At 46.6% G+C, this 25,550-nt stretch carries 20 protein-coding genes; 4 read left to right on the top strand and 16 right to left on the bottom strand.

The window, feature by feature from the left end; genetic code table 11:
- Positions 1-5: 5 nt before the first annotated feature.
- From QUA27_RS19275 to QUA27_RS19290, 4 genes are all read right to left on the bottom strand, one after another.
- Entirely contained in the window at positions 6-5,408 is a 5,403-nt protein-coding gene (locus tag QUA27_RS19275; protein ID WP_333069786.1) for a tetratricopeptide repeat protein, read from the bottom strand.
- A gap of 139 nt (positions 5,409-5,547) precedes the next feature.
- Entirely contained in the window at positions 5,548-6,675 is a 1,128-nt protein-coding gene (locus tag QUA27_RS19280) for a calcium-binding protein (protein ID WP_333069787.1), read from the bottom strand.
- 581 nt (positions 6,676-7,256) lie between these two features.
- Positions 7,257-8,045 carry an SDR family oxidoreductase gene (locus tag QUA27_RS19285; RefSeq protein WP_333069788.1) on the bottom strand — a complete coding sequence of 263 codons (789 nt, stop codon included), beginning with the start codon at positions 8,043-8,045 and terminating at the stop codon, positions 7,257-7,259.
- Positions 8,046-8,226: 181 nt separating this feature from the next.
- The gene (locus QUA27_RS19290; RefSeq protein WP_333069789.1) at positions 8,227-9,132 is read right to left on the bottom strand and encodes a nuclear transport factor 2 family protein; all 906 of its coding nucleotides are present in this window, start codon (positions 9,130-9,132) and stop codon (positions 8,227-8,229) included.
- A gap of 221 nt (positions 9,133-9,353) precedes the next feature.
- Here QUA27_RS19290 and murG point away from each other — a divergent pair, with 221 nt between their 5' ends.
- On the top strand, positions 9,354-10,418 hold the full coding sequence (gene murG, locus QUA27_RS19295) for an undecaprenyldiphospho-muramoylpentapeptide beta-N-acetylglucosaminyltransferase (protein WP_333069790.1): 1,065 nt from the start codon (positions 9,354-9,356) through the stop codon (positions 10,416-10,418).
- Positions 10,419-10,456: 38 nt separating this feature from the next.
- Here the strand turns inward: murG and QUA27_RS19300 are convergent, their stop codons facing one another.
- The 7 genes from QUA27_RS19300 to QUA27_RS19330 all read right to left on the bottom strand — a co-directional run bounded on the left by QUA27_RS19300 (position 10,457) and on the right by QUA27_RS19330 (position 14,837).
- The gene (locus QUA27_RS19300; RefSeq protein WP_333069791.1) at positions 10,457-10,870 is read right to left on the bottom strand and encodes a hypothetical protein; all 414 of its coding nucleotides are present in this window, start codon (positions 10,868-10,870) and stop codon (positions 10,457-10,459) included.
- On the bottom strand, positions 10,854-11,306 hold the full coding sequence (locus tag QUA27_RS19305) for a Panacea domain-containing protein (protein ID WP_333069792.1): 453 nt from the start codon (positions 11,304-11,306) through the stop codon (positions 10,854-10,856). Before QUA27_RS19305 ends, QUA27_RS19300 begins: the two co-directional genes overlap by 17 nt.
- Positions 11,307-11,455: 149 nt before the next feature.
- Positions 11,456-12,052 (bottom strand): urease accessory protein UreG, encoded by a 597-nt coding sequence (gene ureG, locus QUA27_RS19310; RefSeq protein WP_333069793.1) that lies wholly within the window; start codon positions 12,050-12,052, stop codon positions 11,456-11,458.
- 37 nt (positions 12,053-12,089) lie between these two features.
- Entirely contained in the window at positions 12,090-12,803 is a 714-nt protein-coding gene (locus tag QUA27_RS19315) for an urease accessory protein UreF (RefSeq protein ID WP_333069794.1), read from the bottom strand.
- 102 nt (positions 12,804-12,905) lie between these two features.
- Positions 12,906-13,343 carry an urease accessory protein UreE gene (gene ureE / locus QUA27_RS19320; protein ID WP_333069795.1) on the bottom strand — a complete coding sequence of 146 codons (438 nt, stop codon included), beginning with the start codon at positions 13,341-13,343 and terminating at the stop codon, positions 12,906-12,908.
- A gap of 444 nt (positions 13,344-13,787) precedes the next feature.
- On the bottom strand, positions 13,788-14,279 hold the full coding sequence (locus tag QUA27_RS19325) for a DUF4168 domain-containing protein (protein WP_333069797.1): 492 nt from the start codon (positions 14,277-14,279) through the stop codon (positions 13,788-13,790).
- A gap of 282 nt (positions 14,280-14,561) precedes the next feature.
- A complete protein-coding gene (locus QUA27_RS19330; protein ID WP_333069798.1) occupies positions 14,562-14,837 on the bottom strand; it encodes a hypothetical protein in 276 nt (91 codons plus the stop codon).
- A 331-nt stretch (positions 14,838-15,168) separates the two neighbouring features.
- On the opposite strand from QUA27_RS19330, the gene QUA27_RS19335 reads away from it, so the two are divergent.
- Positions 15,169-15,594 carry a DoxX family protein gene (locus tag QUA27_RS19335; RefSeq protein ID WP_333069800.1) on the top strand — a complete coding sequence of 142 codons (426 nt, stop codon included), beginning with the start codon at positions 15,169-15,171 and terminating at the stop codon, positions 15,592-15,594.
- A complete protein-coding gene (locus tag QUA27_RS19340) occupies positions 15,591-16,106 on the top strand; it encodes a DUF4385 domain-containing protein (RefSeq protein ID WP_333069801.1) in 516 nt (171 codons plus the stop codon). Before QUA27_RS19335 ends, QUA27_RS19340 begins: the two co-directional genes overlap by 4 nt.
- A 101-nt stretch (positions 16,107-16,207) precedes the next feature.
- Here QUA27_RS19340 and QUA27_RS19345 read toward each other — a convergent pair whose 3' ends face one another.
- The 5 genes from QUA27_RS19345 to QUA27_RS19365 all read right to left on the bottom strand — a co-directional run bounded on the left by QUA27_RS19345 (position 16,208) and on the right by QUA27_RS19365 (position 20,757).
- A complete protein-coding gene (locus tag QUA27_RS19345; RefSeq protein WP_006634375.1) occupies positions 16,208-16,675 on the bottom strand; it encodes a regulatory protein RecX in 468 nt (155 codons plus the stop codon).
- 90 nt (positions 16,676-16,765) lie between these two features.
- Positions 16,766-17,176 carry an AbrB/MazE/SpoVT family DNA-binding domain-containing protein gene (locus QUA27_RS19350; protein ID WP_172184952.1) on the bottom strand — a complete coding sequence of 137 codons (411 nt, stop codon included), beginning with the start codon at positions 17,174-17,176 and terminating at the stop codon, positions 16,766-16,768.
- A gap of 1,374 nt (positions 17,177-18,550) precedes the next feature.
- Positions 18,551-18,760: a hypothetical protein gene (locus QUA27_RS19355; protein WP_333069802.1), complete on the bottom strand. Its 210-nt coding sequence runs from the start codon at positions 18,758-18,760 to the stop codon at positions 18,551-18,553.
- A 37-nt stretch (positions 18,761-18,797) separates the two neighbouring features.
- Complete coding sequence (locus QUA27_RS19360) at positions 18,798-20,498, bottom strand: CHAT domain-containing protein (RefSeq protein WP_333069803.1); 1,701 nt, start codon at positions 20,496-20,498, stop codon at positions 18,798-18,800.
- Between the two features lie 4 nt (positions 20,499-20,502).
- A complete protein-coding gene (locus QUA27_RS19365) occupies positions 20,503-20,757 on the bottom strand; it encodes a hypothetical protein (protein ID WP_333069804.1) in 255 nt (84 codons plus the stop codon).
- A 1,414-nt stretch (positions 20,758-22,171) separates the two neighbouring features.
- Here QUA27_RS19365 and QUA27_RS19370 point away from each other — a divergent pair.
- Positions 22,172-25,550, top strand: a 3,379-nt coding sequence (locus tag QUA27_RS19370) for a cadherin-like domain-containing protein (protein WP_333069805.1), incomplete at its 3' end; no start/stop codon positions are given.

Below are 25,550 nucleotides of genomic sequence, written 5' to 3' on the forward strand. Positions count from 1 at the left end.
GATAACTAATTTTTTACCAGTTCAATTGCGCGGTGGTAAGCGTCGATCGCCCCATCAATCTCGCCTTTTTCTTGCAAAGCATCCCCTAACTTTTGGTGAACCTCCCAGATATCCGGTTTCAATTCAATGGTTTTTTCATAACATCCGATCGCCTCATCCAACTGACCCCAACTGTCCAAAACATCGCCCAAACTTTGATAAGCTTGAGCCAAATTGGGATTTAACTCGATCGCCCTCCGATAACAGGCGATCGCTTCTTCGCGCCGATCGAGACTTGCCCAAGCTTTCCCCAAGCCGTAATGAGGTGCATCGAAATTCGGGTTCAGATCGATCGCTTTTCGGTAAGCCGCGATCGCCTCTTCCCACTGTCCCATAACGCTGAGAACCTCCCCTAAATTGTGATAAGCATCCGCATAACTCGGCTGCAACTGAATCGCCCGCCGGTAACATGAAATAGCTCGCTCCAACTGACCCAGTTCTAACAAAGTGTTGCCCAGAGTAAAGTGTTCATCAGGCTTTGCCCAATTGATATCGAGAGTAAGAGCTTCATACCAACATTCTGCCCCTGCTTGCGGCTGACCGGACTGCAAAAATACCCTCGCTAAATTCCGGTAAGGCGATGCTAAATTTGGTTGAATTTTAATTGCTTGTTGGTAACACTCAATTGACTTTTTCCACTGTTTGTGCTGAGCATAAATACTGCCTAAATTAGCATGAACTTCAGCAAAATCTGGCTCGATTTCCAGGGCTTGAGCGTACCAATACCTCGCCGCCTCTGCTTTGCCCATAGCTTGGGTAGCATTCCCCACAATCTTGTAGGCAAGTGCCACCTCGGGTTTGATTTCAATAGCTAGCTTGCACTCCGCGATCGCCTCTTCAAATTTCCCCTGAGCATAATAAGATTCTGCTTTTTTGATGTATCTTTCTGCACTGACAGAATTGACGATCGCCACAGGTTTGCCACTGTTACTACTACCGCTATCAAGTGCAGATAATGTTAGACTTTCGCCAGATTTTGAATGACCGTTGTTCAGATTGTTTGCTGGTGCCGCAGAAGCGATCGCATCCCCAAATTCCACAGCGGCAGCAGGTTTGTGAGTGTTTCGATCGCCCTTTACCCGCGTCGCAGGGGCAACAGTATCACTTGCTAGATGGTCGGCTACCAAACCACTGTTGTTAAGTGCGGCGGCTTTCTCCAAACAGACAGCAGCTTCATGTAATTTTCCTTGCTTTTTTAACGCTATCGCCAGATTTTGGTAAGCAGCAGTTAAGTTGGGATTTAACTCGATCGCGCGGCGGTAACACGCGATCGCATAAGTAATTTGACCTTGCTTAAACAAAAGATTGCCCAATTTAAAATGCTGATCGGGCGATACCTTTTCCGGTTCCAAAGAATAAGCTTCGTACCAGCACTCGTTCGCCTCTTCCTGTTTGCCCTGCAGCCTCCACACCCTAGCCAAATTCCGGTAAGCTGGTGCTAAATTCGGTTGAATAGCAATCGCTCTTTGGTAGCAAGCAATTGCCGGCGATAGCTGTTTTACCATAGCATACAAAGTGCCAAGATTTACGTAAATATCTGCCTCATTAGAATTAATTTGGACGGCTTTTTTATAGCACTCGATCGCCTCTTCTATATTCCCTTGCACTTGCAAAATCTTGCCCCACAGTTTGTAAGCAGCCAGGGCATCCGGTTTAATTCCAATAGCTCGCTTGCACTCAGCAATAGCCAGATCGAATTGTTTTTGAGCGCAATAAGATTCTGCCCGCTGAATGCAGTTATCCGCCGTTTCCTCCCTGCCAAAATCGGCCACAAAATTCCTGTCAATAACTGTCACCTGTGGCAAAATATCAGCCGAGTTTGGAGCAGCGGGTGCAAAATTTTCCGGATGGGCGCTCGTATTTAACTGTTGCGGTACAGCAGCGGACTCCTGCAACTGTACGCGAGGTTTTTCAGCGGAGATTGTGGAATCGAGTTGCAAGGAATTAGCGGCAATATTTGGCGGCAAAGTAGATGTTTGGGGATTCTGAGGCCACTCAGATTTTTGCTTCAAACCCACAACTACTGTATTCAACAATTCCCCAGAAATGTTAGCAGGAGTTTCAATATTTTTTCGATAAATATCAACTTCTTCCTGCAACTTTATTTGAGCTTTCAAAGCCTTTCCTAACTGTTGGTAAGCCTGGTTGAAATTGGGGTTTAACTCGATCGCGTGGCAGTAACAGCGTATAGCCTGCGTTACCTGATTCTGCCTCAAAAAATTATCGCCCAATTGGATGTGTTCTTCAGGTGTTGCTTTGGCAGGTTCCAGAGAATACGCTTTAAACCAACACTCGTCAGCCTCAGATAGCTGCCCCATTTGCGCCCACACCCGAGCTAAATTTCGGTAAGTTGATGCTAAGTTCGGCTGAAGGGCGATCGCCTTTTGGTAAAATGCGATCGCTGATTGCCACTGCTGTTCCTGAGCATAAAGCGTCCCCAAATTAGTATAAGCTTCAGCAAAATCAGGATCGATTTCAATAGCCTTAGCGTACCAATTTTTTGCCTCCTCTACCTTGCCTTGAGCTTGCCTAGCATTACCCCAAGTTTTATAAGCCCTCGCATCGGGTTTAACTTGGATAACTCGCTGGCAAGCAGTCGCCGCCTGCTCAAATTTCCTTTGAGCATAAAACGATTCTGCACCTTGGATGTAGACTTCAATATCCTCAGGGTTTAAAGCTAAAACACCGGGAATGTTATTGCGATCAGTTACTGTATTTTTCAGGGGCGCAGATGTAGATTTTTGGTAACAAACTAAAGCCATATCCCAATTTTTCTCTTCGGCGTACAGAGTCGCAAGGTTAGTATAAACTTCGGCCAGATTTGGCTGAAGTTCCAGAGCTTTTGTGTAGCAATGCTTTGCCTTTGCTAAATTGCCTTGCACTTGACTGACTTGGCCCAAAGTTTTGTAAGCTGGTGCAAAATCAGGTTTGTGTTTTAGGGCTTGCTCGCAAGCAGCTACAGCATCAGCTAACTTGCTTTGTTCTAAATATAATTCTGCCCGTTTTTGGAAATAATCTGCTGATTCTGGGTTCATAAGGGCGGTAGGTTTTTTATGGTTTTTGGTCGAAATTAAATTTAGTGCATTTTTTGAGGGAAGGAGATTAATTTTTCCCATCATTTTTTTGAGATAATTCAAATTTACTAAAATATCCTCAGTTAAGGGATTTTGATACATTAACTGTCGGATTGGGTGGCACTCAAAGCTCTCTCCTGTTACGTAATAATGTTCTAGATTTAGCTGCTGACCGATCGCCCAATAGTAATGCCTGAGATAATTCGGAGATGTCAGCTCAATTACTTTTGTTCCGGGAGTACAGAAGATAATATTTGTTAGACCACTGCCGTGCGGCGCAACAATTACTTTTGCACGAGCAAATAAAGCTATCTGCTCCTGAAAACTCATAGATTCTAGTAGCACTGGAACAAAGCCTAATCCGCCTAAAAACCCCATTAATTGATCTTCATTGATAACTCGCCGATAGCTGCATTTGCTGCGGCTGATATAGATGCGTTCTGGGTAAGGATTTTGGCGAGCGCTGGGGAAGCTTTTTGGGAGTTTCTGAGATGTTTTCATTAAAAAAACCCGCCTCAAAAACTCAAGCCCCTGGGGCGACAGCCAGCCCAAATATCCGGCAAAAGAGGGAACAATTAATTTTTTGGCTTGAATGTAAGGATGGCGATCGCTCTCTAGAATTTTATATTCAGGAATCCCCAATGCTTTCAGGGTTTCTCGCTGAAAAGGCTGCTGGCAGCTATTAACCAAAAACCAATCTATCTCTTCCAGATTTACCCCCCAACGCTGCAGAACTTCAATCCGGGGCAAGATATCCACCATCCAGTGAAAATAGACATTTCCCGAAAGTCCGGTCAATACTGCCACCGTACCGTCTATCTTTTCTAAAGGCGGCAATTCTTCCGGTTGTAACTTCAAAAACCTGTGTTGAGTAGAGTGTGGATTTTCGCATCCCGGCAACTCCCCCGGATATTCGCGGGAAAGTTCGGGTAAAAGCCGATTGCCAGAATCGATAATAGCAATAGCATTGCAAATCATCCAAGAATTTTTCTGCGGTACAATCCAAGCCCGCCCGTTTGGGAGCGAAGTCACAGAGGTTTCCGGTGACTCAACAGCAGTCTCTCCCTGCTGAGTACAAGAATATAAGCTATCACCTAAATGCAGAGGTTCAAACTGTCTGAAAATCCGCTTGAGACACCGCTGACAATCTAAACCCTGACATTTCGATTTCGGCTGTTCATTCCCCTTAACAATGGAGGGGTATTTTATGCTTTTCAAGTCAGAGTCGGAGTCCGACAGGGGTTTCAACCCCTGGCGGGCTGAGGGAGAATGAATCAACTTCTGCTGTTGTTCCACTACAGCCTGCAACGGCTCGGAAACATCAGAGCGATCGCCCGCAATTACCAGTACCAAGCGGTAAATTACAATCGCTGCCGAAAATCGTTGCTGCTGACTCAAACAATAAGCCAGCCGCAAGTAAATCTCGGCATTCTTAGGTTGAATTTGTAAAGCTTTTTGGTAATATTGTTCCGCCTGTTCGTACCCGCCGTACTCAGCCAAGACATTTCCCAGATGAAAGTAAGTCTCTGCTAAATTCAGGAGCAATGATGAAGGATGAAGCAGATTTTTAGCAAGGCTAGAAATGTCAGAACCAGAGCCGTTGTTTCCTTGAAGCTGCCTGAGAAATCGGACACAGGCTATTTGAGAACGATCGAGTTCATTCAGTTGTTGTACGGAAGTCAACCGCATCTCTACTTGGCGGCAAAAACCCTCAACAAACTCGCTTTGCAGAGCAATAGCATTTTGGAAACATAGCATTGCCTCAGCTAATTTGCCTTGTGCCATCAAGGAAACGGCCCGATCGCCGTATGCCGAAACCCGATCGGGCTGTTTGCTAATTACCAGCTCAAAACATTCTCCAGCAAAAGTATGCAGCCCCAATTGTTGGAATGCTTTCCCCAAATTGTAACGGGCAATAACTAACTCGGGCTGCAACTCGAGCGCGCGGCGGTAAAGGGCGATCGCTTCCTCTGGCTTCCCCAGTTTCAACAGAGAAATAGCTAAATTATTGTACAGAGCAGCATCATCGGGCGCCACAGCTATTCCCGCTTGAAAAACCACAATTGCTGCGTCAACTTTGCCCTGCTGTACCAGAATGCAGCCCCAATTGCTATAGGCATTTAGCGCGTAGGGCAAAAGTGCTTTTTCAGAGCTTTTTTTCCAGCAGGATATCGCTTGCTGGTAACTGTCAATCGCTACTTCTATTTTTCCTTGCTCTTGAAAAATACTGCCTGTATTGTAGAGACTTTTAACATTTAAATTGGCATTTTGTGCGATAGCTTCGGTGCTGATCATAGTTAAATTACTAATTTCGATCGGAAACTGTCTTTCTGACCCGTTCCGCGCGGTAAATTTTTCTTGGGGGCGGGCTCATAACCAACCCGTAATCTTTAAATTATAGGAATGGTAGATATACCGTAGATCTGGTTAAAATTTAGATAATTTCAAAGTTGTTTGACCCAATATTCAGGTTAGAATCGACTTGGGCGATGAGCGACACTTGACCGTTTTGATTGCGGTAGTACAGCGAACCGTCAATCGGGTTGTAGATGACATTAGCTGCGCCCGGTGCCCCAGGAGCGTTGGGATTGAAAGTGGGGTCGGTAATAAATTGGTTGCCAGTTAGATTGCCCGGTATTAAAGCATTAAACACAGCTTTGTCAAGCTGAATTTTATCTTCTGTAGGATTAAAGTCGGTAAGAGTATCCATATTATCTATGCCGAGGAACTCGAAGCGGAATGTATCCGCCCCCGCACCACCTGTGAGGGTGTCATTTCCTCTGTCGCCAGAAATAATATCGTTACCAGCATCACCCATAACGATGTCATTGCCTTTTCCGCCGTACAAAATATCGTTGCCATCGCCGCCTCTGACAGTATCATTTCCTAAGTTGCCACTTACGAAGTCGTTGCCAGCGCCGCCAAATAGCCAGTCATTACCTTTACCGCCGAAGAGAGAGTCGTTGCCCTCGCCACCGACGACGACATCATCGCCCTTGCCTCCAAAAAGGGTATCGTTGCCTTTACCGCCGTCGAGGAAGTCATTGCCACGATCGCCAAAGAGGATGTCATCGCCCTCGTCGCCATAAAGAACGTCATCGCATTTACCGCCGAACACGGTATCGTTGCCAGCGCCAGCTCTAACGTAATCCTCCCCCTGGTTCCCTTCGATATAGTCGTTGCCGTCGCCGCCAAATAGGATGTCGTTGCCGCGATCGCCGTAAAGGACATCATTGCCAGCATTGCCCTCAACGATGTCATTGCCTTTACCGCCCATGACCGTATCATTGCCTTCGCCCCCAGAGAGCGTATCTTCTCCCTGGTTGCCTTGGATGACATCATTGCCACCGCCTCCACCAACTAGATCGTTACCTTCTAGAGCAGCCAATTCTTCATCTTGGTTACTGCCATAGGCAATGTCGTCCAAAGGAGTGAGGGTTAGTTGCGGGATACCGGGTCTAGTGGTGGGCCGGGGTTGACCATTGGAGCCTGTGATAATCAAACCATCACAGTCATCTGGGCCTGTACTGGGTGGTGGACTAGGAATTACGATTTGAGACATGGTAAATCCTTTGTTGAGGATAGTGATTTATGTGCAGTATCTGCACCCTAGCGAGATGACCAACCAGCTAAAGAAAGCAATCAATGAAGCTTTTAAGCAAATAAACCTAGAAATCGCAACTGATTGACAGGCCGATCAATGAGCGGTCAAGTTGTTGTCCGTCTGTTGGCTCGTCCTGTTGACCCAACTATTAATACAGCGTTCTGTTCAACGCTTAAGGGTTGAGTGGGATTTGTTACTTGGGACATAGCCTGTCATCTCAAATTGGGGATATCTATCCAGAGGTTTATCTCTCTGGTGAGATTTACTAGCTACAATCCTGATGTCCGGAATAGTTGTATGTGAAATTAGTCAAAAAATGCAAATTATTTGTTTTATTTTTATATATTTAAAAAAAATAGTCTATCGGAAAATATTTAACTAGCCAGAACTTTTGAATTCACCTTTAATACCCAATCATGCTGAGAAATCCCTCATAACACCTGCGCTGGGAACATTTTCTACACAAACTAAGTCTAAGCATTGAGTGACTAACAAATAAAGGGGTTATTTAAGTCGGATTTGGTTTCGCTACAGACGGCTCAAAACTCTTTTCGGTGAACCAGAGTTGCACTAGCTTGGTCTGTCGGAACTAGCAAGACTTCACTAATATTGACGTGGGGCGCTCGTGTCACGCAAAAATACACGACATCGGCTACATCGTCAGCAGTCAGCGGTGTCAATCCTTGATAGACATTTTTGGCTTTTTCTGAATCGCCGTGAAACCGGACATTGCTAAATTCTGTTTCCACCAAACCCGGCTCTATTTCCGTCACCCGCACCGGTGTTCCCAAAAGGTCTTGTTTCAACCCTTCGGAAATAGCTCTCACTGCTGCTTTGGAAGCGCAATAAACATTCCCTTTCGGATAAGCTTGGCGGCCTGCTATGGAGCCGATATTCACTACGTGGCCGAGGCCTCGGCTTACCATTCCCGGCACGATCGCTCGAGTCATGTAAAGCAAGCCTTTAACATTGGTATCAATCATTTCTTCCCAATCTTGGAAGTTGCCTTCGTGCAGTTTGTCTAAACCACGGCTCAATCCCGCACTGTTAATCAGAATATCGATGCTTTTCCAGGCATCGGGAAGCGCAGTTATCGCCGATTCCACTTGCAGGCGATCGCGCACGTCCAATTCGAGCAAATAAATCTCGTTCGCCGATGCGATAGATTTTGTTTCTACAAGTTCCTTTGCCAGTCGATCGAGCTTTTCAAGACGGCGGGCTGCTAAAATTACTTTGGCTCCTCCTTTGGCGAATATCTTGGCACAGGCTGCTCCGATACCGCTACTCGCACCTGTAATGAAAACAATTTGGTTTTGGATAGAAATCATTTTTAATAATTAGAAGGAAGAGGGAAGAGGGAAAAATTTTTTAGTTGGTATAAGATTAAGTTTGGTCAATTAACCATCATTATTGTAGAGGCAGGTTTAACTTGTTCTCTCATTGGTGTTAGAGATTTTACTTAAACCGCCACTACAGAAATTACCCAAATAACCCATAACACCTATTTTATTATTTGACAACCCGCAATCGCACGCTAACTGTTGCAATTCCGCCTTGTCGCATCAAAACTGCTGAAACCCACCGATTTTCGGGCGTAGCCGGAGCTTTACCTACTTTAAAAATTCCCCCGGAATTTAGCAACTCCAGCTCGACTTCTGAGGGATTAAAAAAGGTTTTTTCGCTAATGGGTTCCTCCAAAACAGTCCCTATTAAAATATCATCGCCGATCGGCTCTCGCACAATGGCATCAAAATGGTACTCTTCGCCCACCTTAACTTGATCCGGAAAATTCACTTGAATTGTGGGAGGATTTTGCCCCGAACTAAGCTGAGTTTGTTCCGCTAAGATCTCTTGACTAACTATTTTTTCACCTTCAAAGCGCTGCTGGGAACGGATGGTAGATTTGAGAGTTAATTCTCTGCCCTCCTTTTTTTGAGTGCCGGCAATTGTAGTTATGGTTTCTGCAAGAATCGCGCTACCTTCGGTTTTCCAAGATTTTATCTCGGTGCGGTAATTTAAACTCGGATATCGATTCCAGAGTTGGGTGAGGGCTTTTTCCATGCTTTGGCGGTTTAAGCCGTCAGAATGAGTGAAATTCGGGCTGTAAAATGCCATGACTGCTTTGACATCGCGCCGGTTGGCCGCTGCGTCAATTTCTGTTAGCACTTTTGTGAGTGGGGCAGGCGCATTTGCAGGGGTTTGGGCGATCGTTCGGGGAGTCGCCGCGATCGCACCGATCGCTCTTGCCGCACTAGGATGCAGCACGCCAGCACTTACCACTGTTAAACATAACAACATTGGAGCGATCGACTGCCTGCAGTTAAAGCCAAAAACGATCGCGCGATCGGGTTTTTTGTCCCGACGGCTGGAAAAATACTGAGATGCACTTGGCACTAAATTCAAAAAATTACGCATTAGATGATAATTTGGTTATTTGTCAGGGGTCGTAGCTTGGGCAACTGTTCGCCTGCAACGAAAACTGACAACGGAAGCAGGGACACGGCACAATCTAATTTTAGATTGCTGATTCAAAATTGGCTGAAACTGCCGGAATAATAAGCATAATAATCTAAAACCTCAAATATAAAATTGATCGACCTGTGGAACTTGTACTTGTAAAAAAAGAAACAAATACCTTGACAAAAGCCCCCCTCCGGTTGTTGGTTGCAGCTAGCGGCACTGGTGGACATTTATTTCCCGCGATCGCCACCGCTGGGCAGTTGAACGACTGTCAGATCGAATGGCTGGGAGTCCCAGACCGCATGGAAACCCAGTTAGTTTCATCCCTTTACCCCCTCCACACGATCGCCGTCGAAGGCTTTCAGCAGGGATTTGGGCTCGGTACACTGCGAATTTTGGGCGGACTCGCCGGCTCGATCCTTCAGGTGCGGAAGTTGCTCAAAGCGGGAAATTTCCAGGGAGTGTTTACTACCGGGGGTTACATCGCAGCACCGGCAATTCTTGCTGCCCGTTCTTTGGGTTTGCCGGTGATTCTCCACGAATCTAATGCAATTCCCGGGAAGGTGACGCGGTGGTTTAGTCCTTTGTGCACTGCTGTGGCGATCGGATTTGAAGCAGCAGCCCAGCATTTACCCCGCGCGAAAACGGTGGTTGCTGGTACACCGGTGCGATCGCAATTCCTCGCCCGCCAACCTCTAAATTTGCCAATTCCTGACAGTGTACCTGTAATTTTAGTCATGGGCGGTTCTCAAGGTGCTGTCGCAGTCAATAAGTTAGTGCGCGAGTGTGCTCCGGCTTGGTTTGATGCCGGTGCTTGGGTGGTTCACCTCACCGGAAATAATGACCCGGATGCTGAAAGTTTGAAACACGAGCAATATTTGTCAATGCCATTTTACGACAATGTGGCGAGTTTGTTGCAGCGAGCAAATTTAGCAATTAGTCGATCGGGCGCGAGTGCTCTGACAGAATTAGCAGTGACAGGAGTACCTTCTATTTTAATTCCTTTTCCTCACGCCGCTGACGACCACCAAAGATTTAATGCGGAAGTATTTGCCGCATCCGGTGCCGCCGTGGTATTCCGTCAAAGTGAATTAACCGCAGAGGTATTGCAAAGCAAAGTATTGTATTTGTTAAGAGATTCCGAATATTTGGAAAAAATGTCTCAAGCTGCTTCTGAATTAGCAGTGAGAGACAGTACAGAACGTTTGGCTAATTTGGTCAGGGAATTGTTGAGCCAGTAGCGAAAATGGGACACCGCCACTAATTTAACGAGTTCTTTTTAATGAGGGTAAAGCGTATAATTCCTATCCAACCAAATAACATAAAACACAGCCGCATCCCGATAACCAACCATCGGAGCTTTCCCGCAAAACCTAAAAGCAATAAAATTTACATCATCCTTAAGATGGCTGGGAATAGGCGATCTAATGGCACTTCGGGCTATCTTCTCGTAGCCCAATCCGTGACGGCTAGAAGCATTAATCTGACTCCAGGTAAGCTGACTTAATTTGTACAGCTTATCTGCAAAAGCTGCCTTTTCATCTTTTGTACATTGAGCAAGAGAGTAATCTTTATTCATGTACCGCAAAGAAAATAGAGGTGACTCCTGCTCTGGCGGTAAATCAACAATTTCTCTAGGTGAAATCCTTTTCCCTTTTTCTTGGCGTTGATTTGCCTTAAGATGCTTCTTCACAATTGAGTTGAGTCTTGAAGTATTTTTTCAGGGATTGATGAGTAATTTTTCCGCTATTTTGAGCAGCAAGTTTCCAGGGATATTCTTCCTGTGTCATGTTCCTTAACTTCCATGCAGCAAACTGCCCAAACACAGAGTAAACTTCATCAAGCAGGCTCTTAGTTTTTTCTTCGTAAATCGAAAAGTCTATATATTCAGGACGTGGAATTGCACCAGTATCATACTTTTTATAGTAGTGATGGTACAACTCAGGAACAACGGGCCCGTGAATCCATGCTTCTATGGCTTCAGGAAATAGCGGTTTATCGTACAAAGCTAAATGAAAGCCTTGAGCATAGTAAACCAATTTCTGAAGCTTGAGATTAGATATCAGATCGCCAGCATCTTCACTTGCCTGAGCCAAAAAGTATTCGGCTGCATTATAACAACTCAGCATAACTTACTTGGTAGTCATTAAACGGCAAAACTAGAACGAGATTTTTTTGACACTCCCGCGACTCAAGCAGACTATATTTGTCTGGAGACGTTTTCACGGGGAATTGCAAGCCGTGGGACTTTATTTACATTATACTATATTTTCTCAATCTATGCCATATTCAATTTAACAAAATTAACTACCGATTCTAATCCTTCCTTTGTCTTCAGGTTAGTAAAAACAAAAGGTTTATCGCCTCGCATTTTTTTAGCATCCCGTTCCATCACGCCCAAATCTGCACCCACAAAAGGGGCGAGGTCTGTTTTATTAATTACCAATAAATCCGACTTAGTAATTCCCGGCCCGCCTTTGCGCGGAATTTTATCGCCTGCAGCCACATCGATTACGTAAATTGTTAAATCTACTAACTCCGGGCTAAACGTTGCGGCCAAATTATCGCCGCCGCTTTCGACAAATACTAAATCTAAATCAGTGAATTTGTATTCTAACTCTTCTATCGCTACTAAGTTAATCGAAGCATCTTCGCGGATGGCTGTGTGGGGACAGCCTCCTGTTTCTACGCCCACAATTCGATCGCTCTCCAAAGCTTGACTGCGAACCAAAAACTGGGCATCTTCCTGAGTATAGATATCATTAGTAACTACAGCAATCTGGTATTGCTGCCGCAGCGCTTTGCACAAAGCATCCAGTAAAGCTGTTTTCCCGGAACCAACTGGCCCAGCAATTCCTACACGAAAAGCACCCATAGCGATGTTAGATGTTAGATGTTAGATTTTCTGATTTTCAACTCCGAAATAACCGAGTGTACTGAGTTTCGTGCGCCATACTAGCTAGGGCTAACCCCCAACTGCAACTAGCAATATCATCATCTTCTAATTTTAAAACTTCTTGGGCCGTGCAGCTAATTTGAGACTGCAAATCTAACAGTAACTGTTGACCGGCTGTTTGACCGAGGGGAATCAGTTTCACGCCCGCACTCGCCAAATTGGCAGCCCAACTGTACAAATATCCTAACACGGCCGCTTCCTCTTCAATCTGCCAACTTGCGGCGGCAATGCCAAAGCCGATCGCAAAATTGCACTGATTGCTGCCAGATTCCACGAATTCTTTTACAATTGTTGTTAACCCAGAAGCAACTGGCCATTCCCTGCTGGATAGCTTCGCTTCACGCAAATCCAGCAGCAACCTGACCAAAGTCCGCCCCATTTGCCAACTTTGCAAGCGCAACTCTTCTGTTTCCTTAGTAGCAGTCGCCCAAGCATTCCAGTAATTCAAAGCCGTCACATCCCCTATCTGTGCCGCCCTCAAAGCCCTTACCACCACAGCGGCTTCTACTCGCACAGCCCCGAATTGCAGCGAATTTTCTAACCAATTCCTCAAAGTAATCTCGCTGTCGATCGCACCAGTTTCTACCAGACTTTCGATTCCCTCAGAATAACTATAAGCTCCCACAGGTGCAAAAGCTAGCTGTAACAAACATAAAAGTTGATTGTTCACTGTTGACTTCTTCCTTCTTGAATGACCGAAACTAATTTGGTTATAAGCCCTCGGATTCCAAGGTGGGAGTAAATCTAAAATCTAAAATCTAAAATCTAAAATCTAATGGCTGTGCCCGTAAGCGCCCATTTCCGGCTGAAACGGCACAATTTCCTCTGTTACTTCCAAACCCATTTTTTCGAGCATTCCCTGCAACACAGAGTCGGGAGAAAGTCTTAAATAATTATCGGCAATTTCTAAAGCTACGTGACGGTTTCCTAAATGATAAGCGGCCCGCATCAGTAGCAGCGGACTTGATGCCCGCGCTGTCAGCACCGGTTCGGGTTTTGCACTTACCAGTACCAAACAGCTACCGTCTTCCGACTGCAATAAATCTCGATCGCGCAGTACCGTACCTCTGGGCAAACTCAGGTGCAGCCTTTCCCCCGTTTCCGTCTCGAATCGGTGACGGCTGCGAGTGCGATCGTCCGCTGTCATTGGTACAGTAAAGCTGACAATAGCATCGGGATTTGCAGGCAAATGTTTTGTGAATGTTAGCATTTTTATATTCTATTCCTCAGAGCAATTCACTTGACATCTAGTTTTTGAGGAATTTTTGAGGAATATGTTTTTTATAGCCGAAGGTATAAGGAAGAGTGAAGTTCCTATCTTCAGCTCATGTTTGAGAAATTAAAAACGTCTTAATCGTGTTGGCGATCGCAATATCTCATTCCAATTTACAGCAAGTTGAAAAATATTCATCTCTCTGCCCGCTCCCGTTCTGGCTTTATTACCAAATTTATGTTATTTTGTCAAGCACTCGATCGCAGACGATCGCTCTTTTTTCAAAAAATTTAGCCTACCGTCTAGGAACTCGAACAATTTAAATCTCCAATATTATATTGTTGGGGGGAGGTAGCGGTTAGGCATCATGCCTGCCCTGAACAAGCTTTTATGGAGAAGTCTAATAGAACGGGAGAGGAAGAAAGACTAAAACCCTCAAGCTTATTGATTGCCCGCTTGTTGCAGTCGCAGGAGCTCGGCTTGAATTCGCTGTTTGACTGCTGGATTCGCTTGCTGGAGTAAAGTGAGCTGGTTGAAGCGACTAACTGTCAAACCATTGGTTTCGATAACTTTTTTAGCTTGTTGGCAGTAATTCACCGCGATGCCGCGAACACTTCCAGACAACCTATTAATTTCCTGAGTTTCGTTGCACACTACTCTGGGAACCGAGCCCCCAGCCATTCCTTTAATTTCGTTAAAAGCTTCCACCCGTCTGGGTTCTATTGCCAACACAGCGCGAGCGTAGCTAGTAATTTCCTCGCTGCTAATCTCTTGAGCTTGGGCTGCAGCTCCGAAAACGAGGTTTGGGGATTGTGGGTACAAACCGGGCGCCCATCCGCTAGCTAAAGCTGCTGCAGAAAAGATGCCAAGCAACAGCGATTGTCGCAGCATCCGGTTTATGCCAAATTTAGAGGTGTTTATTGAGGTGTTCATGGTCGTCGGTGATTGATTGCGTGTAAATAAAAATGACACAGCGCTGGGAGGCTCAATCTTTTTGAATAATGTGGTTGCTAAAAAGTTCCTGCCATTGGTGACTATTTTGAATTCCACCAGGATGGTTGGGGAGTTGCTACGAGGATCGACTTTTTAGCAAATTCAATAATTTCATTCATTATAACATCTGTCGGAAGTTGACAAAATTCAAACTTTAGATAGTAAGTTTAATTACAGAGCGTTCCTGAATTGCCTCTTCCAATAATTCTCAAAGCGCAAATATTAAATAATTCTAAAAGTTATTGACAAATTACTCGCCTTAATTAGGCTCATCAAGGTACGCGCTAGCAAAGGTATCTTCCCGCAGGGGTTCCCGTTCCCAGTAGGGGTTCCCGTAGCGTAGGGAAGCGCCTGGAAGGCTAGGTCAAATTTAGCAGCAATCGTACTCATCAATTTGGGCGAAGATTTATTTAATCTTAAGCGGTGGTGCATTTGTCGATCGAGAAAATCCCCGGCTGGTTTGGCTGCTGACGGAGCCAGAGGCGGAACAAAAATCATGTTTTACTACCCGAAGATAGAGACTGCAGCAGGGAACTAGACATTAAAATCTTGTTATCAAAATGCGCGCTATCTGTTTTTGGCAGCCAACGGGCATACCTTCGATTCCACTTCTGGCTTCCTCCAGTTTGGGGCTGTGAAAATTTGTCTGAGACTTACCCAGAAACCTGGTTTTTCTACCCAATAAAATCGTTACAGCCACCAGCAAGAGTAGACAAATACGGAAAGCTGGAATTTTTGGCTCTCAGTTTTATGGCCCTCTAGATCGCAGATAGCCAATTTTGGCAAGCATTATCGCAGCAATTTAACAATTATTAATTACCGATTACCCATGAAAAGTCAAAAAGAAATTTGGCGAGTTATTCTCGCAGTAGCTATCAGTATTGTAGGCGTGCTGCACTTTGCAGTACCCGCACCTTTTATCCGAATCGTACCACCCCAGCTTCCTTACCCAGAAGCCTTGGTTTATATCAGCGGTTTTTTCGAGATTTTGGGTGGCATTGGGCTGTTAGTTCCTCCTGTCAGCAGGGCAGCGGCATGGGGATTAATTGCCTTGTTTATTGCCGTGTTTCCAGCTAATATCAATCAAGCCGTCAACAACATTCCCATAGAAGGGATTCCCCACAACCAATTACTGTATTGGTTCAGGCTGCCTTTTCAAGCTGTCCTCATTGCTTGGGCCTGGGTTTATACCAAACCAGACGAAGGTAAACCCCGGGCTTCTATAGTTCCAGATAGAACAGAAAATGTCCAATGAAGCAGTTCGACTACTCTTTGGATTTTAAGAACATCGACTTTCGACTGCACCCGGAACTTTATCGTGTAGGGAAAGGAGAACAGGGAGTGCTGTTGGTGGAACCCTACAAAGGAGAAATTCTGCCTTTCTGGAGATTTAAGACTCCTGAAATTGCCAGGGAGTCCAGCAGCAAAATTTACTCCTTGTTTTTAGAGTATCTCGCTCGCGAGGATTTTGTGGGAGCAGACATGGCCCGCAAGTTCTTACAGATGGGGTATACTCGATCTCGTCGCTACGCCAACCACAAAAGCGGTCGAAAATACCAGCAAAACCCTCAGAATTTGAAGTCTGTTGCAGAGCAAACTGCAGCTCGAAAAGATATTTTGCCCCTACAAGCAGATCCGGTGAAAGCAGAATCCGCCGCCATTTTTCAAGAAAAATGGATGCTGGCCAAAAGCAACGAGAAATATATCGAGCTTTTAGCCAGACACCGGCAGATGTACGAATCTTATTTACTCAACGCTGAGGATTGACATACATTTACAAAAACTCAGAACTTACACTTTAGCCCCATCGGCAGCAGTGTAGTTGTGCTTGCCTATCTGGGCCGCACCTCTTGGCGTGGCCCTACTATTTACTCGTCATCTTCTTCTGTTTGCCACTGTCGCCAAATTTCAAAGGCATTAAAGCCCCTGTATTGCAGGTAATTCAAGACTTTGCCCTTGGTTTTCGGATCTGCTTTACCCCAAGTATCGATCTTGTATTTCCGCATTACTTTGGCTTTTAATTCGGCCAGTTTTTCTGCTTCGGAGTCCTGATTTTCGGCAATTTCTTCTTCCCAGACTTGCTCGAACAAATCGTTGGTAATTCCTTTTTGCAGGCACTTGCGCTTGATGGCCGACTTCCCGTATTTGCCTGCTGCAGAGGCGATCGAGTTTGCCACCAAGCGAGTGTCGGACTGATAGCCGCGGTCTTGAATTTGCGCGATCGCCTCCAATATTTCCTCATTGCCAAAACCTTTCTCTTGCCCCTTTTTGCGAAGTTCAGAGGCACTGTAGTCTTTGCGGGACAAGAGAAAATAGAAATAGTCAAGACAGCTCATCAGTTCAATCGAAGGGTGGCGCGCAAATACTCGTGTAGCGAATGCCAAATCCAGTCGCCTTGCTATCGGCTGACTGCATCACGATCGCCTCTATTCTTCTGTATCCTCCTCTTCATCATCCACATCCACATCCGGTCTGTCCACATCGATCTGAATCAAGCGAATATGCTTGTATCCGAGCTTAATTTCAAACTCGTCTCCCGGCTTTAATCCCATTTCTTGGGTATAATTTGCCCCGATCACGATCGAACCATTCTTGTGAACGCTAGCTCGATAACTCGCTTCTCGCCCGCGTCCGTCTGCTTTCGACTTCTCTAGCTCAATGCCCTTAGCAGCTAACACTGCATCGTAAAACTCAGCCAGATTAATCCGGGTTTCTCCACTTTTGCTGACAGTGAAGTAGCCGCAAAGCTTTGCAAGTTCTCTTCGTGGCAAATCACTGCCTTTGATTTTTTGAAGCAGACCTTTTCCTGTTAAGGGTGCTGTAGCTGTTTCTGCCATTGACCGTACCTCGCTTATTGGACTTTACTTATATCAATTACAACACATTAGATTAACTTTGTTTCACTGTCAATACTAAGAATTCTCAATATTTAAGATTCTGGATAAATTTCTGCAGCCTCAAGACCGGGGGTGCAAGTAAGGATGCTCGAAGGGCGATCAATTTGCTGCTTGCGGCGCAAATCCTTGCGTAAGCCTCAGAGCGATCGCGCGGGGAATTATTGTCGCAAATTAAATGCTTTACTTTTTTACAGTAAAGTCTGTTCCCTGCATTCACCAATCCCCGATCGAGTCTGTGGTCAAGGTAAAAACAAGACAGGCATGAATCGAAATACCTAGATCGCGTCCGCTGCAAATCTGGCGAAAGCATTTACCTGCCGGGGTTAACTTTTACCTCAACAAGGGGAGGCAGCACTTGTTCTCGATGCCGCTGCCAGCTACTTGCAAAACCAGTTTACAAAAAGAATCCAACTGTAGGCAAGCTCCAAACCCTTATGGAATAAGTCATTCCCAATTCTTCAATCTAAAATCTAAAATCTAAAATCTAAAATGGTATAAACCCTACTTTTTGGGCTGGAAATCCCCTCAAAACCCCAAATACCAACGAGCAATCTTCTATTAAGGTGTTGGGCATATAACTTCCACAGAACGCAGTCTGGGGAAGGCAATCCGGTAAAATTTGAAGGAAATTTCACATCTTCGTTGAACGGGTTTAAGCTAAAATCAGACTCAATGGGCGCGGCGGCAGAAACATCGGGCAGCCACTAAGAGGGGAATAGTTTTGATCGGGCGAGATTGCTTCGCGACTCTTAACACTTCGCCACGAATCGGTAGAGATGTAGGGGGAACTCGGAAAAATCTTCCTCCTCCGGCCCCAAGCCAGAGAATTTGAGGTTATTTCCACAGGGGAATTGAAAAAAACCGAGTTAAATGCACAACTGCTTAAATGTTTGATGCACTACAAATTAGCAGCGGTTCCCGACATGGACTTTTGATGGGAATGTATTGGTTTCCACTCGTGGGCTGTAAACTGCCAGACTCTCAAAATTTATCCACCAACTGGAGGGGCGCGTCAAACTCACAGCCGCTTCCATAATTAATTATTGTGAAATATACCAACCGCACTGACGGTGAGGACGTTCTTAATTGTTGCAACTATGGCTTTTATTGTCTTGTGCCGAATGACGAATGCTCCTGCTGCCGAATCAGCCCGCCCAAAAACGCATACAAGCCAACGACTCCTGTCGTGGAGAGATCTAAATTTTAGACTCTTGTTCAAGCTTGCAGATTCATCTGTGGAGTAAATCTAAAATCTCAAATCCTTCGACTCCGGGCTCAAGCCGAAGTCGAAAATCTACAATCGACTGACGAATTCTATATCAAACAGTCCCGGAGTTCCTCTCTCGACGAGAAACCCGGTTTCTTCCTAGATGCTTGGTTGCGCTGCTGCTTATTTTCGGTAAAAACCGACTTGATGAAGGTAAGTCCGAGATTCGATCGAGCAACATACTTTCGATCGCTTTTCCACCGACGGCCGATCGCAAATTGCCAGCAAAAACCCCACCCAGTTTGGAGCCAGGCCAAGAGGGTCTAAATTCAGCATCGCAGTGGGCGATCGCTTTTAGTGGCGTTGTTGCAGGTAATTTTGCGACAGGGGAGTTCGTACCGTCGGCAGTAACTCTTCTGGTTTCGTGCCTCGCTGGTGCGAGTAGCGCCATCCAAAAAAGCCAGCACTCAAAGCAACGGGCAACAAGCAAAGCATTAGGCCCACAGATTTTTTCAACCCCGGTTTTTTTAACGGTTTCTGAGTCGGTGCAGCGGCGCGAGTTGCTTGGATCGCCGAACACTCAGAATTAGGAATAGAGGACGGCGAAGCCGTCGGTGAGTTCGGTGAATTAGTAGCATCGGGTCGATCGTTCTGGTGAACCCAATCCCTGCGCTCTTTTAATTTGTCAGGGAAATATTCCCAGACTTCGTTGTTTGAACTGTCTGACTCATGCGATCGATTGGCTGGGATTGGGGGATATTGGGCGATCGCCGAAACCGAAGACGGGGCCTTCCATTCTGTACCCACGAGCGCCGGTTGCGTTCCCGACGCGATTATTTGCACCATAGAACCGGATGTCGCGCTGTGGGCTGGGGCGCCGGTCAAATAGCCGTCAAAGTCCGGGTGCTGGTAGAGAATCGGTAAAGCCCAGTATAGCTGGTGAGAACCGTAGGCAGAAATTAACCCAGCTCTGGCCCGGCTCAGGCTGAGATCGACTGGATAGCCTTGATTGAGGTTGCGGTAAAACAGCCGCGTCAGAGTTAGGGCTACATCGTCGGGGATGCTTTCTGCCATTGCTAGCACTGCCGGAATGCCCCGCTTCACTAGAGCTTCGGTTAAGTTCCGTTCCGGGCTGTCGTCCGCGAGGTCTGAAGGGTCGCCGTAGGCGCCGCGGCAGGAGTTGAACACGGCCATCTGAATACCGTTGTTAACGAGTAATCCAGCTAAGTCGTCGCCACTGAGGGTTTCGGTTAAGCCGGTGCGGCTGCTGACTAGGTAGAGTTCGCCACCTCTGGAACCTAAGTTGCTGTGGCCTGCGTAGTGCAGGACTTGGTAGTGTCCTTGTTCTAGGGCTTGGGTAAGTTGTTCTCGATCGGGCTGTTCGAGAATAGTCAGTTGAATTTCCGGGGAATGGGGGCTGTTTTTGAGAGGATTAGCGCTGCGGTTTTGGAGTTCTTGTTGCAGGTGTAGCACTTCTCGCTTGAGCTGCAAGCTGTCTCGATCGCTCGGAGAGGCGATCGCCATTAAAATTTTTAGTGGTCCGCTACTAGGCAGTATCCGGGTTTGTTTGAACAAACTTGTACCTGGTTGGTAGCGAGAAAACACGACATCGGTGCCGGTTGCCAAAGGGCGATCGCCGGCGTGCAGAACTTCCCACGGCAGTCGTGGCAAGCGCCGGCCTTTGAGTCCGAGTCGCAGTTGCAGCACTTCTCGGCGGTGCTGGGCGATGCCTTGAGCGCAAGTCCAGCTATCGCGCAAGTTTCCTTGAAACAGCCCGCTGTATAATTGTTGCCCCAGGGCTACTAAATTCGGCGCTGAGTTGTTTCCCGAACGGGAGAGGCCGCGACCAGCAAAATTGCTTCCCTGTACTGCTTTTCCCTGGAGCAAGCCCACCAGCGGGTCGTTCATCAGTTGAGCAGACAGTGCAAGCCATTCGTCGATCGGCCAGCGGACTTGTTGTTCGGCTAAGGGTACACCGGGTGCAACCCTTTCTGTCCGCACTAGATATTCGTCGTCCCCAACAGGGGTGACTGAGAGTTGAAATTCCTGGCTCACCGATTTAGCGCCCTCCCGCCTTAATTCTGAATTTGCCTGTGTTTGTGTGGCTAGCAATAGCGACCGGCAAAATAATTTTTACTCTTCCAATCAAAGTTTCTGAATGCGCTTCCCCCGATCGGGCGATCGCTGGGGTGATATATATTTGTTCAAACACTTTGAGGATATAAAAGTTGTACTTTAATAACAGTTTATTAGTTTTGATTGCCCTGTGGCTCGGTGAAAGCCGAATTTTCTCCAATCTTGCTATCTTTAACATTTTGCACCTCTACCGCAGACCCCTTTAGATTCGTCGTGAACTTGAGTTTCTCATTGCTGAGTAAAGTAAAATTGGAGGCACTTTACCAGGCGGATCTCTAGTTCTTATTAAAATTACTTCGGGTCTCGCCAACCGGTTTCAGGGCAATATCGCAGGGAAAGTTGAGTATTTTATTTTTTTTGGCGATCGGTCGATCGGTCTTTACCGCTTATCCTCTACCACGAACCCCCATGTGTAATCTTGATTTTGTGTCAATTAATTAATTGGTCAGCCCTGGGTTCTCATCCGTAAGCGCTCCGCCCTCATCCTTAAGACCTCAGTGGCGATCGGTAATCGATAGTTGACCATCGATAATTGCTAATAACTTATTGCTAATTTGCCGCTTTTATGATATAGAAAAGTTTTTATTTAACTCTCTTAATCTAGTTAAAGTTAAGCAGCAAAAATAAACGTAAGCAGCCAAGAACTCTCAACAATACAACGGCAATCAAATTATTCCGGTACTCTCAAGCAACCATCATTTTTGGCATCTAGAGGATTACGCCTCATCAGGCCGGTTTCTCCTATAATTATTGGATTTGGTAGCGAACCCTCTACAAAACAACAGGGTTTCGCAGCCTCGCCGTGGGTCATTCCCGCTCAAAATGCCGATCGAGCTTGCAACTGTCACCAAAACCGAATTCTGCCCTTATACTACTTTTTGGCATTTTTTACAATCTGTCTTGAGATTGATATATTTTGGCAGAACTCTTAGTATTGCTCCGAAAAAAAAAATTCTCAGTTTGGAAGGTTTCCTAGAATCGAGAGAAAATTGTGCAACTAAAAATTAGAACAAATATTTGCCCGGGCGAATTATCTAAATTTCTAATTAATCATCGGGAACTAAAATTAGAAGCGTGCAGTCGTTTAGTCAAGAGATTCAAATCCTAAGTCAGGGAAGGATTTGTCAAAGCTGGGAGTGTTACAAAACTTCAATACACCCAGCCAAGCTCGGAAAAAATGCAAGGGAAAAATTTGGGGGATACAGGTTTTGGGTAGTTATTTAGGAGTTGTCAGTTGCGAGTTTAAATTCAGCTAATTCACTGTAGAAATTACGTAGAGAATCTACAATAAGGGGCCCTTCGGCGCAGCTTACTGTAGAAATTACGGAGAACAACTCAAATGCTCGGCGCTTCGGCGCAGTAATTACAGTGTAGGTTGCGGATCAATTAATTTTGGTAGGTAATTGCAGAATATAAAACTCGCAATAGAGCGAAAAAAACCTTGCGGTTTAAGTGGCATCTATAATAGTAAAGATGAGGAAACCAGCTCCTCTAGCAGGCGAAAGCATGAAGTTTAAAAAAATCTTCTGCTGCCTCCTGTTTCGTGATAAATTGATTCTAAGAAGCTTATCATTTTTTGGGAAATATCAACGATGGCAGACGAACAATTGTTAGAAGAAACACCGGAAAAACTTTCTCCCGCTCAAAATGAAACACAAAATCCTGTAGGGGACTTAGGCGACGATAGCTCTACAATTTCCGAGCAGGATTTAGCCGAGTTAATTCAGATAGCGATAACCGAAGACACCGACGGCCTTAAGGACAAATTTCCAGATCTGTCTAACGGCGTACAGGAAGAAGGTGCTGCTGATGACAGCCAAATGGCGGAATCTACCGGCGTACTAGAAGAAGGTATGGGCGACATAGATGACTTAGACGATGGCAGCGGCATCGATCGCCGCCGAACCGTCATCGGTACCGATGACGATGACCTAATTGTCGCCACGGGCGCTAACGAGGAGATATACGGCAAAAAAGGCAAGGACAAAATCAAAGGAAACAATGGCAAAAAAAATAAAATCTACAGTGGTAAAGGTGACGACGATTGCGAAGGTGGCGATGACGACGATGAAATAAGAGGCGATCGGGATAAAGACAACGTTAAGGGCGGCAAAGGCAACGACAAGCTTAACGGCGGTAAAGATAACGATACCGTGATGGGCGGTACCGGCAACGACACCTGCGAAGGCGATGACGGCGATGACTGGGTCCACGGCAACGAAGGAGATGATAAGGTTGACGGCGGCGCCGGCAACGATACCGTCTATGGTGGCAAAGGCAACGACGATTGCGGTGGCGGCGAAGGCAACGATGCCGTCAGGGGCGACACAGGCAAGGACAACGTTAGCGGGGGCGACGGCAACGATACCGTTAACGGCGGCAAAGACAACGATACCGTACTCGGCGGTGTAGGCAGCGACAACTGTGCAGGCGACGACGGCGACGACAGCGTTAGCGGTGGCATCGGCGACGATACCGTGCTCGGCGGTGCCGGCAGCGACAACTGTGCAGGCGACGACGGCGACGATAGCGTTAGCGGCGGCATCGGCGACGATACCGTGCTCGGCGGTGCCGGCAGCGACAACTGTGCAGGCGACGACGGCGACGACAGCGTTAGCGGCGGCATCGGCGACGATACCGTGCTCGGCGGCGACGGTAGCGACAACTGTGCAGGCGACGACGGCGACGACAGCGTTAGCGGTGGTGCTGGCGACGACAGCGTTATGGGGGGTGCCGGCGACGATACCCTCGTGACTGGCGACGGCAATGACATGGCAGACGGTGGCGAGGGCGACGACAGCGTTAGCGGCGGCGGCAACGGCAACGATACGCTGATGGGCGGCAACGGCAACGATACGCTGATGGGCGGTACTGGCAACCATACCTGTGTCGGCGGTGCTGGAAATGACGTTTATGTCGTGAGTAACAGTACCTCTGGGGCAAGTGCAGTCATCACTGACTACGAAGATGGCATAGACAAGTTTCTGCTGTTTGGCGACTTGAACTTTAGCAGCTTGACCTTTATACAAGTCGGTGGCAATACCGAAATTCGGGTCAATAACTTCGCGCTGGCGCTATTGTTGAATGTCAACGCAACGCTCATCACTGCTGGCGACTTTTTGGGAGTTAATCCTCAAACTCAAACTCAAACTCCAACTCCAACTCCAACTCCGAACCCGATTTCTAACCCTCCGCGAGTGGAAGCTAATCAGCCCTTGACTGCTGGTTCCAGCGGCGGCGAGCAAACTATTACTTCTGAGTTGTTGCGGTTTGTCGATGACGAGCAAGGTCCTAGCAACACAGTCTTCAAGCTAACCGAGCTGCCCGATGCTACAACCGGCCAACTATTCTTTAAGGGAGTCGCCGTAACACAAGTCGGTTTTACCTTCACTCAAGCAGACATTAACGCAGGCTCGTTAAGTTTCAAAGCGGCAGTAGGTTTTATCGGTGCGCTTAGTTTTGGTTTTGAAGTTAGCAACGGCAAAAGATCTCTCACCGGCCAGCGTTTTAGCTTGAACGTCGAGCGAAATGTCTTTAAGTTTGCTGGCACTACAGAAGGTCAAGTTATTGTCGGTTCTGGGACGCTCGATAACGACATCGAAGGCAGCGATGGTGACGATGACATTACAGCCGGCAAAGGCAAAGACAAAATCATCGGTGGCAAAGGCAAGGACAAAATTAAAGCCGGCGATGGGGATAACGATATCGACAGCGGCGATGACGATGACGATATCGAAGTCGGTAAAGGCAAAAACAAAATCAAAGCAGGCAAAGGCAACGACAAAGTTAAAGCCGGCGATGATGATGACGATATCGACGGCGGCGATGACGATGACGATATCGACGGTGGTAAAGGCAAAAACACACTAAAAGGAGGCTTGGGCAAGGACAAAGTTAAAGGCGGCGATGATGATGATGATATCGATGGCGGCGATGACGATGACTCGATCGACGGTGGCCTCGGCATAGACAAAATCATCGGCGGTAGTGGCAATGACACATTAACCGGAAATGATGGCGATGACTCGATCGAAGGCGGTCTAGGAACCAATAATCTGAGTGGGGGTAATGGGAAAGATACCTTTATTTACCTCACTTCCCGCCAAGAGATTCAAACAGTTGTAGAAGCTGACTTTATTACTGACTTTAATGTCGATGACGATGTTTTACAGCTTTCTACGGCAGCATTTGGTAATCTCAGCGTTTCTAGCTTGACCCGACTGGATATTACTGCTACTACTGCTGTTGGGTCGATCGGCAGCGCTAATTTGCTCGACTTCTCCGCGGATATCACTGTTAACAGCATCGCGACTTTGCAAGCGCGGTTTAAAGCTTTGGGTGGCAACGACGCGCCTACTTTCTGTCAGTTTATAGATGCCGAGACTGGCCGTGCTGTACTGGTATTTGCTGTTGGGGCGCGCTTTGAAATTGTGACCAGTTTCTCAGTCAACATTCGCCTACAAATCAGTAACTTTGTCTTCATCGGCGAGCCACTAAATGTTCCTGTCGGTACTGCCGGCCCTGACAATTTCGATTTCGGCACTTATCCGGCTGCTGTTAAGTTCGATGGTTTAGCAGGCGATGACAAGATTGTCGGCAGCAATTTTAACGATACCATCCTCGGCGGCGACGGCAACGATACCATCACCGGCGGCCTTGGTTTGGATGTCATAAGCGGTGGCAGTGGTGCGGATCTGTTTGTTTACAGGACAACTAAAGAAGGCGGCGATAAAATTTCCGACTTTACTGTTGGGGTAGACAAATTCGAGTTTAGCGCGAGCGCTTTCGGCAATTTGACTACGACTAACTTTGACGGTGTTAGCGGGGTTTCTCCTGATATTACTGGCAAAGAGTTAGTGATTTTCACAGGCGGCAGTTATGCCTCTTTGGAAGCTGCACAAGCTAAAGCCGTAGGCAATTCTACAACTGCTGGTTTCTTCGCCTTTACGAATGCGTCGAACGAAACAGTGT

Origin of the sequence: Microcoleus harperi Pol14_C6, from assembly GCF_036701295.1 — a bacterium.
Taxonomy (GTDB): Bacteria; Cyanobacteriota; Cyanobacteriia; order Cyanobacteriales; family Microcoleaceae; genus Microcoleus.